At 62.6% G+C, this 12,493-nt stretch carries 7 protein-coding genes and 2 pseudogenes; 3 read left to right on the forward strand and 6 right to left on the reverse strand.

Features of this window, described 5'->3' with window-relative positions:
* Window positions 1–83 precede the first annotated feature (83 nt).
* A pseudogene (locus tag ACYCO6_RS18225) lies at window positions 84–579 on the reverse strand (IS5/IS1182 family transposase); the annotation flags it as partial.
* 10 nt (window positions 580–589) lie between these two features.
* Window positions 590–1,873, reverse strand: a complete 1,284-nt coding sequence (locus tag ACYCO6_RS18230) for an outer membrane beta-barrel protein (protein ID WP_459761920.1) — start codon at window positions 1,871–1,873, stop codon at window positions 590–592.
* A 679-nt stretch (window positions 1,874–2,552) separates the two neighbouring features.
* On the opposite strand from ACYCO6_RS18230, the gene ACYCO6_RS18235 reads away from it, so the two are divergent.
* Window positions 2,553–3,401, forward strand: coding sequence for a Crp/Fnr family transcriptional regulator (locus tag ACYCO6_RS18235; protein ID WP_459761922.1), 849 nt, complete (start codon window positions 2,553–2,555; stop codon window positions 3,399–3,401).
* A 237-nt stretch (window positions 3,402–3,638) separates the two neighbouring features.
* Complete coding sequence (locus ACYCO6_RS18240; RefSeq protein ID WP_459761924.1) at window positions 3,639–3,851, forward strand: dodecin; 213 nt, start codon at window positions 3,639–3,641, stop codon at window positions 3,849–3,851.
* Between the two features lie 373 nt (window positions 3,852–4,224).
* On the opposite strand, the gene ACYCO6_RS18245 is transcribed toward ACYCO6_RS18240, so the two are convergent.
* From ACYCO6_RS18245 to egtD, 4 genes are all read right to left on the reverse strand, one after another.
* Window positions 4,225–5,811 carry an IS66 family transposase gene (locus ACYCO6_RS18245; RefSeq protein WP_459761926.1) on the reverse strand — a complete coding sequence of 529 codons (1,587 nt, stop codon included), beginning with the start codon at window positions 5,809–5,811 and terminating at the stop codon, window positions 4,225–4,227.
* A gap of 585 nt (window positions 5,812–6,396) precedes the next feature.
* Window positions 6,397–7,640 (reverse strand): IS3 family transposase gene (locus ACYCO6_RS18250; protein ID WP_459761871.1). Its coding sequence is split into 2 segments (ribosomal slippage): window positions 6,397–7,316 and window positions 7,316–7,640, totalling 1,245 coding nucleotides; the frame shifts between segments, so codons are not numbered across the junction.
* A 43-nt stretch (window positions 7,641–7,683) separates the two neighbouring features.
* Window positions 7,684–8,856 carry a cystathionine gamma-synthase gene (gene metB, locus ACYCO6_RS18255; RefSeq protein ID WP_459761928.1) on the reverse strand — a complete coding sequence of 391 codons (1,173 nt, stop codon included), beginning with the start codon at window positions 8,854–8,856 and terminating at the stop codon, window positions 7,684–7,686.
* 1,455 nt (window positions 8,857–10,311) lie between these two features.
* Window positions 10,312–11,265 carry an L-histidine N(alpha)-methyltransferase gene (gene egtD / locus ACYCO6_RS18260; RefSeq protein ID WP_459761930.1) on the reverse strand — a complete coding sequence of 318 codons (954 nt, stop codon included), beginning with the start codon at window positions 11,263–11,265 and terminating at the stop codon, window positions 10,312–10,314.
* 573 nt (window positions 11,266–11,838) lie between these two features.
* Between egtD and ACYCO6_RS18265 the strand changes: the two are divergent.
* Window positions 11,839–12,215 (forward strand): annotated as a pseudogene (locus ACYCO6_RS18265) (IS5/IS1182 family transposase); the annotation flags it as partial.
* Window positions 12,216–12,493 lie beyond the last annotated feature (278 nt).

Below are 12,493 nucleotides of genomic sequence, written 5' to 3' on the forward strand. Positions count from 1 at the left end.
GATCCGGCGGCGCTGCTGCAGCAAAGCTGAAGGGCATCCGGGAAGGGAGTTGATAAGCAAGCCCGCGATCAAACAACGACTCACCGGCTGCGCCCGAGCTTCTCGCTGCTCACGATGCCGCGCCGAGCGATGCGCGGCACGATGCCAGGGCCCGGCCCTCCTGGAGTCGGGTCTTGGCATCGTAGGCTTTCAGCGTGCCACTTGTCAGGCCCTCGGAGCAGACGTCCATGCCGACCTTTGCGCAGGCGCGGTATGGCGTCGAGCGTCGCGGCTATTTTCACGTTGCCGTGCTGATTGGCCCCATTCAGGCAGATGCCGCGCGTCGGTGACGCGGTCGCGCTTCGTCCCCGATTTGCCCCGGCCAGTCCGTTGAGTCCGGCCTAGTGGCACAGCTCCCTTCCGGGCTGGACGGAGGCACTGTCCAGGCTTGCTCGGCTCCAGTCGATCACGCCGGCCGCCTGCAGGCGTTCCAGCAGCACCTGATACAGGGGCGGCCAGAATCTGCCCCTGTCGGTCGCGCAGCCGCCGCCAGCAACTCTTCCGGCGACCGCATCGCTCCGCGACCACGCATGGAAAAGGCCTGTTCGGCTTAGAAGGTGAAGCCGGCCTCGACCATATAGCGGTCCTGCTTTCTCACGTTGCCGGTGCGGCCGAAGCCGGTGCCGAGCGTGCCGGAGGCCAGATCGCCAATCTGGATACCGTACAGGTCAACGTGCGAGTACTCGCCGCGAACGAAGAAGCGGTCGAAGTTGAAGGTTGGCGTGATCGTGTAAGATGCCGCCGAGCTACCCGCGCCATAGAGCAAGTTGGTGGTGATGCCGGGGTTAAGCCGGCTGCCGTTTTGAGCGATGTACTCGACGCGACCGCCGACCGAGAACCAATCGGTGAAGTTGTAGGCGACGAGCAGGGCACCACCGTAGGTCTCGGCGCCCGCAAGCCCGAGGCGCGCATCCCGGTCAACGCTCGTGAACTGACCGTAGGGCGTGATCGTCCATGGACCGTTCGTGTAAGTGTAGTTCACACTGACGATGCTGCTGTTCTGCAGTGTGATCGGCGTCGCGACCTGAAACTTTGAGCCGCGGAAACGACTGTCAAAATTCTGGAAATGGGTGCCGCCGTTGATGCCGATCGTGCTGTTATCGTCGATCTTGTAGGTGATGAGGCCGGTGACCCAGTTAAGATCACCGGAAAAGAAGCCATCGGTCACCGCAATCGAGGCGCTCCACGGACCGCTCGCATAGTTAAGCTGAACGCCCTGGTTGAGGAAAATCTCCTGGTTGAACAGCAGGCCGCCCGAGATGTTGATTCTTTGATACGTGAACAACCCTTCCGAGCCGATGTTTCCGAACATCCGGCCGCCTTGGACCGACCATTCGTCGTTGATTTGGTATTTGCCAAATGCGATCGGCACCGGCCCGAAAAACTGCGTATTCTGATCGAACGAGGAGTAGAGCGGGAAGCCGAGCAGCGGGAAGGAGTAGAGGCCCGCCTGAACGTAGAACTGGAACGGACCATCGGCCTTCTGCACCGTGGCCATCAAATTGGTGAAGTCGACCCGATTCTGCTCGTCGCGTCCCGAGTTCAGCGGGACCGGGAAGACCGGTGAGAGTGGGCTAAAAGGGGGCGAGAAGTTATACGCTATGCCGGACACGGCACCGCCGACATAGATGTCGCCGATTGCCGTCTCGAGGCAGGCAGGATTCGGATTCGCCTTGATAGTTGGACCGTAAACAGGCGTCGAAATCGTGGCCTTGCAGTGCTCTGCGGCGATAGGGGGGGGCGCAGCGACCGCGATGTCGGCGGCGCCTGCTGTCGTACTGACCAGGGCGAGCGCTCCGAGAGAACACCCTGACCGCTTCGACACGATTATCATCTTCAGGCCCCCTTCGTGACTTCATGCGCACGTGGCCCAGGCGCGACCGGACCTTCGGCGGATTTCCTCACAGTCACAGGCTAAGCTCAAGAGGAAAAACCTGGCGGTGACCCTTTCGCCGCATATCAATTCCGACGTGTCGCAATCCGGCAACGGCGGTTCGTACAAATGGGTTGATATGAGCTGCTGCGGCTCGCGTGCAAACGATCGACTTCGCCCTGGGCGAATACACTTGAGCCCTAGATCGGTCCGGGCCAGGGATAGATTCCCCAGGGGGTCGTCACCTCAATTTAGTTGTTAAGCCCGAGAGTGAATGGCAAATAGACACGATTACGTAGGGCCCGGAGCAGCTGTGCTCAATATCCCCGTGAACATTTTCGGTCTATTTGCGTATCTGTCGCTGCTATCGAATGCACAACGAGATGTAGTCGGTGAGATATCTGGAGAGTTAGGTCTTGGACGGCCAGCCAGACATGATGGTTGCATCTAGTGTGAACTCGTTTGCCTTGTTTATTTTGTTCGATCTCTCCGTGGCGCCACATGCATAAAGAGAGATCGCCTGCGAAGCTCCTGCTGTCCTATGCCGGAGGATCGAGTTGACAGCCAGACGATCCCGATGAGAAACTAAATTTCTAGAAAGGAATCTAGCGGGCACAGATTGCGGCCGAGTAGCCATTCCATGGACCACGATACCTCGAATGCCGCCGGTAGAGGTCGGATCGGCGGGGACGAGCTGCTACGCGGCCGCTTCGTCGCACGGTTGGAGCAGGCCGGCCGATTGTCTGAAGTGGAGCGACAGGCGCTCTACGATCTGCCTTTTCGGGCGCGAGCGGTTCCGCAGCGCACTGACATCGACGTGGGCGGCACGCCCCAGAGCGTGCATCTAATCCTGAGCGGCATTGCCTGCCGCTACAAACTTAGGAGGGGGGGGACACGCCGCGTTATTTCTCTGATCCTGCCGGGCGACCTCTGCGACGTACACCGGCTCGTACCCTTTATGCTCGGCAACACGGTTGGGACGCTCACCCCCTGCAAGGTGGCCGACATCCCCCAACAGGCCATAGCGGATCTAATCGAGGTCTACCCTCGCATCGGCCGCGCTTTTTGGTGGATGACGTTAGTCAAGCTCAGCATATTCCAAGAGTGGCTAGCGAGTGCCGGGCGAGCAGCCGACAAGCAGATAGCCCATATCTTCTGTGAGCTCCTAGTGCGGCTGCGGGCGGTAGGTCTGGCCGACGAGACCGGCTTCGAGCTCGGCCTGACCCAAGGAGACATCGCCGACGTAGTCGGGATTTCGCCAGTGCACGCCAACCGTGTGCTCCGATCTTTGCGGAACGACGGCCAGATCGTATTCGATCAGGGTCGCCTTACCGTCCCTGACTTCAAACGTCTCAAAGGCTTCGCCGAGTTCGACCCAGCTTACCTGAACCACGCTGCAGAGTTTGACCGATCCGCCTGCATGGTCGCGACCGACGGCCGAGGCGACACGACTCGGGACCGTACGACCGAACTCCGGAATTCTCCGTAGCGCGCCGCTCTGCCGGTCACTGTCACAGTATGCCGGAAGGGTTATGCTTACTGCAATACGCGCTCCTCAGTCGGCGGGGCTTCCGGGTTACAAAGCCACGCCAAAAGAGTATGCGGGGTCCGCGTGGGCTTACGAGTTGCTTCGCCGGATGTGCGGAAATCTAGTTAATAAATTTGGCCTTGAGCGACAAAGCGTCGGAGCGCATGATCGCAGTGGGTCGCTTCTGAGGAGTTCTCTATGTCAGAGCATGTTTATAAAGTGACTGAGCTAGTCGGATCTTCTGCGGTTTCGATTGAGGAGGCAATTCAGAATGCAATACGTCGCGCAAGCATTACGTTGCACAATTTACGCTGGTTTGAGGTGCTGGAGACGCGCGGGCACATCGACGCCGGAAAGGTTCAGCACTATCAAGTTACGCTGAAGGTCGGTTTTACCATGGATAATGCGTGATCGACGGGCTTGCGCGGAGGGTCTTCGCTGCGCCTGCTTGTTATCGGTTTTGTCAACTCTCTCTGCCCTGCCTGTAGTCTCGGCCGCCGCGCATATTATTGAGCCGCAAGCGATTGCACGGGCTGCAATTCGTTGCTTTCAGCGGCGGAACTGAACGTTCGGCTTGAGACGCCCTGCCCACTGTGACGAAGCACAAACAAAAAGCTTCGCCGGCCGGAGCCGACGAAGCTAAGTCTTTGGGAGAATCCATGAGACCGGCGGAACCCTCGCCCGATCGCGCAAGTCCCATCAGGAAAATAGCATGCCCCTGAGGAAAAACAAGGTGCCGCGAGCGAATTTGGTCGGATCGTAGCCGGGGCAGATTCTCGGGCGGTCAGCCTGTTGCGGCGTTTCTGACGAGGTCCGGTAGGTGCGGGATCGGGTCACCGTCCGGGATCCCGAGGCGGTCGCCGAGGTAGCGGAAGAACGAGACGCCGAGCTTGGCGCAGGTCTTCATCAGGCCGAGCATGACGTCGCGGGCGGTGCGGCCGGCCTCGCTCTTCGTTCCGCCGGAGATCTTCCGCTTGATCACGCAAGCGCGGATGTCGTTCTCCGAGCCGTTGGTGTGGAGCGGGATCTCGGGCCGCTCCAGCACGCGCAGCAAGGCGGCCTTGTGCTGGTGCAGGCGGGCGAGCAGCCGGTCGAGCATCACCATGCCGGTCGCGCGTGTGAAGATCCGCTCGAAGCGGGCACGCAGGGCGCGGGCTCGTCTGGGGCAAGGGGCGCGAGCCCAGGCCTTCAGGTCGGCATAGAACCACCAGATCAGGGTGCGGGTGAGCGCGATAGCTTTGCGCTGAGCCGCGGTCGTCGGGATCAGCGTGTGGACGAGGCGCTCGGCATGAACCCAGCATAGCGCGTGCAGGCCGACCCGGAACTGACCGGCCCCGTCGGAGACCACGACCGTGTCGGGCATCAGGCCGTGATGCCGGATCGCCCCCCACAGCGCGCCTTCGGTGGCGATCTGCACGGGGTTGGGCGTGACCGCGCGCGCATCGAAGCCGAGGGCGGTGAGATGCGCCTGCCAGGCCGGGGTATCGGCAAAGACCTTGACCGGGTGGGCGGCGAGCGCCGCCAGGAAGGGACCGGCGAGCGCGCGGGTGTGCATGTAGGCCAGCGCCGCGTCGTTGACGACGAAGTCGCCGTGGCCAGCCCGCAGCAGCGCGAGGACGTTCAGGCGGGACTTGGACGCGGTGGTGCGGAAGGCGGTGAAGCGTGCATCGCCGATCTGCGTGGTCACGCCGTCAGTCCGCGCATGCCGGGCGGCGGTGTCGTCGACGCTGATCCAGGCCGCGCTCGCGAGACCGGCGCGCAGCACCGCCTGCTCCTCGGCGACAAAGGGATCGAGCCGGCCGCTCAGGAGGCGAACCACCTGACGCTTGGAGATCATCAGGCCGAGCCCAGAGAGCATCGCCGTCAAGCGCTCGCTCGTGACCTGCCCCTGGACATGAGCCGCCAGGAGGAAGCGGCGCAGATGCGGCCCGAACCCGCCGACGATCCCGGGCGGCAGCGCGGCCACGACCCTCGCCCCCGACGGCGTGGACCAGCGCTCGCGCCGGTAGCGGATCACGACCGCCTCCAGCACGAGGTCGCGCACCACGACATCCTCAAAGCCCTTGAAGCGCGAGCCCGCCGGAACGGCAGCCTTGAGCACCACCTCGCGCGTGATCACGCGCCGCTCGTGCACGGGCCCACGCCGCCGCTGGCCCGGTTTGGCCTGCGCCCGCTCGCTTGCCTTCTCCATCCCGGACGGGGTTGGCCGCGTCGGCGGGCGCGGTGGCAAGCCCTTCAGCCGCGCGACCTCGTCGCGCAAAGCCCGGTTCTCGTCCGTCAAGGCGCGGACCTGACCGATCAGGGCGTCGACCAGCCCGCGAAGTTCGCTCAGCGAGAGGGCATCCAGGCCATCGGGATCCGGCAGCGCCATGCCGGGTGTTGAATCACGCCACGGCCAAACCGCAAAACGCCACCGCCCGGATATCTGCCCCGGTTACGGTCGGATCGAGGTAAGCTTCTGAAACGGCTTCGGTTTCTCTGAAAGGGGTTGCGGCTTATGACCGACGCGGAAGTGTCGGGAGCGTTTTTCTGCCCTTTGCGGGGCAGCGGTCGATGACCGTGCCGCTCGATGCGGGGAAGCAGCCCGATCCTATAGGCAAGACGACAGCTTTGACGTGACCGGCTGGCATTGCACCGGGCTGATCCAGGCGTGCCGCTGTGGATCGTGGCTGCTCCAGCCATGCTTCCGTCAACACATACGAGAGGTCGGTGCAAAGCCTGTGATCCCGGACGAGTGCAACCAGGCACCGATGCGCTGTCCAGGCCGGATCTACGCCGATCACTACGTCGTCGGGCGGCTCTGGGCGAAGCTGGAGGAGCGGCGAGTCATTGCTGCCCGCCATAAGATGACCGCCGCCAGCTTAGCAGGAGCCCCCTGCCCCGCCGCAGCACTCGATTACCTCATGTGCTGGCGACCGCTGTACCGCCCGCGGATTGTGAGACACCGATCTGAAGCCTATGCGGCCAAGGCCGCGGGTGGAAGCTGCGCGGTGCGAATGGCGGCTGGTGGTCGGAACCCGTGCCGCTCGATCAGCCACGTCTTATTGTAGAGGTCGCGAAACGCCAGCAGCGCGCGGCGCAGGTCCTCGACCGTGTCGAAGTGCTTCACCCACAGCAGGTTCTCCTTGAGCGTGCGGATGAAGCGCTCGGCGCAGCCATTTCCTTCCGGCGCTCGCACGAAGGCGGGCGAACTTGCGATACCCAGGAACGCCAGCTCCGCCTGGAAATCGTCCGACATGTACTGGCTGCCGTGATCGTGCCGGACACTCAGGCCGGAGGCGATCTCGGCCGTAAAGCCGCCGAAGCGCTGCCGCACACCCTGGCGGATCGGCTCCAGCGCCTCAAAGCGCGTGGCCCGGCGCGCCGCATGGAGGCCCACGCATTCGGCCGAGCAGTGGTCGACGGCCACGAACACCGCGACCTGCCCCTCAGCCGTCCAGGTGGTGGTCAGATCAGTGCCCCACATCGTGTCCACCCTCTCCGGGACGATGGTGCCGTCGTGGTTGCGCGGGCCGCGCGGTGTGCCGACGCGAGAGGGGGCGAGCAGATCATGGGCGCGCATCAGGCGCAGCACGCGGCGTTTGGAGGTGCGCACGCCCTTGTGGCGCAGCCGCGCCCAGACCTTGCGGTGACCCTCGCCGTGAAAGGGGCTGTCCGTGAGGGTGGCGCGGATCTGCGTGAGTAGCGCCGCATCCGGCATCGGCCCGACCGGGCCGGGACGGCGCGACGGCTCGGGCCGGGCGGGTGAGAGGTGCCGGTGGACGGTGGCGCGCGACACGCGCCAGATCCGGCACACCCGGGCCAGTCCGTAAGCTTTGCCGCTGGCAGGCGAGACGGCCCGGCTCATAGCCGCGACCTCCTGCGGGCCAAAGGGCCGGGGCCGCGCGCCTCCAGGGCAGCGATCTTGGCCTCCAGCAACTCGCGCTCGATCAGCATCTCGCCGAGCTTGGCCTTCAGTCGCCCGCTCTCCAGCGCGTCCGCATCAAGGGACCGGGTGGAGAGACTGGCCTCGCCCGCCGTCAGGAAGGCGTCGCGCCAGCCCGACAAGGTCGCGGCCGTCACGCCTAAGCTGCGCGAGACGCTCTCCAGGTCCTCGCCGCGCAGCAGCCGCAGCACCGCATCCCGCTTGCGCTGCCGGGACATGCGCCCGCCGCGACCAGGACCGACTGCGCCTGCATCTGCCTTCGTATCCGAGCTCATCGTCCTCACCCCTGTCGCGGAGACCGTCCGCTAACGGGGTGTCTCAAGCAACCGGGAGGCGGAGGACCGCCTCCGAGGCCCGGGACAGGTCGGCCAGGAGATCGGCCTCGGCCTCGAGGCCCACCGACAGGCGCAGCAGCCCGTCGGTGATGCCCGCGATGGCGCGCGCCTCCGGGTCCATCGCCGCGTGCGTCATGGTCGGCGGATGGGCGACCAAGCTCTCGACGCCACCCAGCGACTCGGCCAGCCTGAAGACCCGCAGCGCCTCGACGAAGGTCCGCACCGCATTGCGTCCGCCGGCCAGCTCGAAGCTCAGCATGGCGCCGAAGCCGGCCTGCTGCGCCCTGGCGAGGGCGTGGCCCGGATGCGCGGGCAGGCCCGGATAGTGGACGCGGCTCACGGCCGGGTGCGCGTCGAGGAAGGCGGCCAGGGCTGCCGCGTTCCGCTGCTGCTGCTCCACGCGCACGAACAGGGTGCGCAGGCCCCGCAGCGTCAGATAGGCGTCCAGGGGCGAACCCGTCACGCCGATCGTGTTGGCCCAGGCGGCGAGTTCCTCGCCGACCGCCTTGTCGGCGGCGATCACGGTGCCGCCGATCACGTCGGAATGGCCGTTCAGGAACTTGGTCGTGGAATGGACGACCAGATCGGCCCCGAGGGTGATCGGCTGCTGCAGGGCAGGCGACAGGAAGGTATTGTCGACCACCGCGAGTGCGCCGACGGCCTTCGCGGCGGCCGTGACGCGACGGACGTCCACCACCCGCATCAGCGGGTTGCTCGGTGTCTCGACGAGCACGACCTTCGGCTTCTCGGCCAGGGCCGCCGTCAGCGCGTCCGGGTCGGTCTGGTCGATGAAGGCGACGCGGTAATGGCCCCGGGCGCTGCGGAAGCTGAGCAGGCGGTGCGTCCCGCCGTAGCAGTCGTGCGGGGCGACCAGGAGATCGCCCGGCCGCAGGCTGGACAGGGCGAGATCGAGGGCGGCCATGCCGCTCGTGACCATGACGGCCCGGGCGCCACCCTCCAGCTTGGCGATCGTGTCGGCCAGGGCATCGCGGGTCGGGTTGCCCAGACGCGAGTAATCGTAGGGACCGGGCTGCTCGAAAGCGGGGAACTTGAAGGTGGTCGACAGGTGGATCGGCGCGATCACCGCGCCGAAGGCCGCGTCCTGAGCGACGCCGTTGGCCGCCGCGATGGTGCGGGCCGCTAATCCCTCTGACATAAGATCTTCCTCTTCAAACTAGCCTCGAAACGAGTACTGCGTGTTTGATAGTTGATGCCCTCGTCGAGATCGTCACGACAACCTTTAAAGCCTTTGCTGAATGACGGCGCCAGAAGCTGCAAACCGCAGGATGCGTCCGCCCATTCACTGTGGACTTCCTGGATCAAATCTGCCCTGTCGAATTCAGGCGCCCGGGTCGGGCAACTCATGTCCCAATAGCCCAGCGGCGCGCCCGCGAGCCAGCATAGCTTTTACGCGATGATCACGGGCTACGCGCCGTAGGTTACGAGCGGAATCCCGTCTGCCCTCAACCGCGTTCGTTGCGCCCGCCCTCATGAAGGCATCGGCAATCTGGTCCAAAAGCTCTGCCTCACCTAAGAGGCTGAGAATGCGGTCATGTTCAGGCACGATTCCAATCCTGCCTCTCACCTCAAGCCAACACGGCAATGTGAGCTAACAGTATAAAGCGAGATTAACCGCGTTTTATGTTGCGCCGAACGTTTGGCAGACGACCATAGCTCGATATTTTCGTCATAAAATGCATAAAGTCATCACATTTCCGCATCAAAGCTCGTGCTAAATTACAACGGCAGAATTTATCGACATGTGTAAATTGCTACAAGCCGCTGTCTTGCGTAACAAGTATCGCGAATTTCCGAATTTATGGGTTGCTGACGCGATACTATCCTAAACAACTTCACGATTCCTTCGGACGGATCGCCGTTTTATACTGACCTGCGAAGTTCGCTCCCGGAACTCCGCAGTTTCGGCCTCCCCAACGGCGCATATGAGAAATATATATTCCTCGCAGGAACGATGGCAACGGTGATTTTATGTTTGGCAAGCGCATCGCCTCTGTCCTGAGGTGCATCCGCCAGCGGATTGCTTCATCGTCTACCTCAGTCGAGCTGGCAGCGAGGAAAGGGCGTTGGCGGAGGAGGTCGAGCTCGACCCAGCTGTTGGTGGAGTGCGGCAGCTTATGGCGGTTGAGCCGCTCCTCGGCCCGCCTCGTCGCTTCAGGGTGGGAGTAGTGCGATACAGGCGGCGGCCCTGTCCTGGTCTGGTGGAAGCCGAAGCTCTTGACCGCGCGCACGCCGTTGGTGCCGGTCTCACACGACGCGCCCATGGCCTAGGTGCTTTACCCTGCAGGAATTGCGGCGGATCTGTCCAAACCGCAGACCGGGATCTACGACCTTAGCCCAGTCCTCATGCTGCAGGACGCGTGCGACTCGTGCGAAAGCCTTGGCTTTAAAATTCTCTCCGCCTTCGGACCGAAGATATCACCAGAGTTGATCGATGTGGAATGCGACCGGGGTGGACCTGTCTCGGAAATTACTGCGGTGATCATAATGCCGGCCCGTCGCCCAACCCCCCAGATTATCTCTCGCACGCTTTGGAACCGGCCTCCGTGAACCAACTGTGCACTTCACATGGCGAGAACCACGCTGATCTCACCTAGCATTGTAGTAAATGTAAACAGGAGCTTCCAATGTTATCTTGCCAGAAATCGAGGATGGTCCAACCTGCGCGAGAAGAAAGGGCATGAAAATCTTCGGGGGTGTACTTGTAAGATACATCGGTGAGAATACTCTCCCCGGCATCAAAGATTATCGATTGCGTGCCAAGGTGGTATTCTGCCGAGGTGCGTGCCACAAGGTGCGCCTCTACTCGGTTGGGGTCGCGAAAAATGCGGATCGTGTGCTCGAAATTCTCGACATCAAAATCGGCGCCGCACTCGCGGTTCAAACGTGCGAGTACGTTCAGGTGAAAGGCGGCCATCAAGCCGTCCGCACCCGCATAGGCCTGTTTCAATCGCACGGGATCCTGGGTTCCGTCTGTACCAATCAGAAAGAGACTCGGTCCAAGCGTTGCTCTTGCACGCTCGAGGAAGGTTCTCGCATCATAAGGATGAAAATTTCCAATGCTCGGGCCGGGGTAAAAGCCTAGAACTGCACGACCAGATAGGTCCAACGGGACACGAACAGCGTCGGTGTAATCGGCGCAGACCGGAATCATCCGAATTCCGGGATAGTCAAGTTGGAGCTGTTGAACGGCTGCGTTTAGATATTCGCGAGAAATGTCGACGGCAACATAGGTGTCTGGTTGGATCAAAGTGTCCAAGAGAGTGCGGATTTTACGGCTCGCGCCGCTGCCAAACTCTACAACAGTTGCGCCTGGTCCAACACGGCTCGAGATGTCGGATTTTACATTCGACAATAAGACCATTTCCTGGCAACTGGGATAATATTCTACATTGTGGCATATCTGGTCATAAAGATCAGATCCGACATCATCCCAAAGGTATTTTCCCGGAAGCGCTTTCGGCCGACGTATCAAGCCTGATATCGCATCCCGCAGCATGTCCGCGTGCTCGCCTTCAATATGGGTGGCTTCTTGGTTGGCCGACATGCTGATGCTCTTCTTGGCTGACACATTCCGGGGAAGGCCTTGAGCTAGGAGCACCGCGTGCCCTGACCAATGGCCGTACGTTGTGGCAGCCCGCGCGGTCGTCCATCAAAGCCGCCGCTCTGCTAGCCTGGCCTCGTAGTGTCCTATCGAGAACTCTCAATGGCTCAGCTACTTCCCGGCATGCCAGCGTGCGCGGATTGAAAACGCTCCTATGGGCAACCTCTGCGAACCTGCTTGTCGATAAGAGAGTAGAAGGCCTCGAAGTTTCTTAACGGTAAGCCGGCGTTCCTGCGACGAACGGACGCGTATCGGCGACCCGTCATGATGCACGGATAGTTCCATGTCGCTCGGTGTTGGCCGCAACGGCGCCCTCGTGGTTTGCTCCAGAATACGCTGCTTGCAGATTGCGCTGAACGCGGTCTCAGTTTTGTGGCCGTCAAGCAGCTGCACGTTTGGCCTGCCACCGAGCTCGATGCGTCAGGCGTCGGTGGACTCATGCGCCGTCGACCGGGCACGTTCATCCGGTCTCAGTGAGTGCGGATGTATACTTGAATTTTCTGGACATGGACGGGCGCACTCGTCTTCGATCCGCAGCCGGCCGACCTGCAGGATCGGGATGGAGCGGTGCCGGTACTGCGCTTGTCGCGCTAGACCTTCCCGATCATCGCCGAGGCGTTCACTGATGCGGGCCATGCCGATGACACGCCGGCGACCGCCACGATCATCGCCGTCGAGATCGTGCGCGAGCCGCCCAATCAGGTCGGCTTCGCCCTGCATCCGCGGGGGGGGGGCGAGCGGTTCCCCGCCTGGATCAGCCGTAATCTCCGCCTCTGGAAGGCCCCCAAGGCAACGCTCGCCTCATAGCCTTCCTCTACGCCGTAGCCGTCCTGATCTTCGTTAGGCGGCTTGCCCGCTCAGACCGACCTCTCGGACGGAGTCTGGCGCTTTGAGCTGAGATGCTGCGTAGAGTGCGTGGGCCAACCTGAGGTAAACGCCCAACCTCGCGCGCCCGCCATCATTCTGTTTACCCGCGAGTACCGCCCCCTACAAGCGTCTTTCCTCATCAGGGTCAAACACTTCCCCGCCACCGTCTCAGGTTGCTACACGGATCCTGGCGGCCTCCTGGCCAGCGTCAAGCTCCTCGCCGGCGCTTAACTACGAACTTTAAGGTTCCTCGCCCTAGTGCTACTCTTGAGTCTCGCTTCAATTTCGTGGGCTGGGCCAACTA

This window comes from Methylobacterium sp. CM6257 (genome assembly GCF_054611515.1).

What these genes read in the sequence shown, in the direction of transcription:
- metB (WP_459761928.1), bottom strand. Translation starts at nt 8,856, where the DNA reads ATGTCAGAGGGATTAGCGGCCCGCACCATCGCGGCGGCCAACGGCGTC.
- ACYCO6_RS18230 (WP_459761920.1), bottom strand. Translation starts at nt 1,873, where the DNA reads ATGATAATCGTGTCGAAGCGGTCAGGGTGTTCTCTCGGAGCGCTCGCC.
- egtD (WP_459761930.1), bottom strand. Translation starts at nt 11,265, where the DNA reads ATGTCGGCCAACCAAGAAGCCACCCATATTGAAGGCGAGCACGCGGAC.
- ACYCO6_RS18245 (WP_459761926.1), bottom strand. Translation starts at nt 5,811, where the DNA reads ATGGCGCTGCCGGATCCCGATGGCCTGGATGCCCTCTCGCTGAGCGAA.
- ACYCO6_RS18240 (WP_459761924.1), top strand. Translation starts at nt 3,639, where the DNA reads ATGTCAGAGCATGTTTATAAAGTGACTGAGCTAGTCGGATCTTCTGCG.
- ACYCO6_RS18235 (WP_459761922.1), top strand. Translation starts at nt 2,553, where the DNA reads ATGGACCACGATACCTCGAATGCCGCCGGTAGAGGTCGGATCGGCGGG.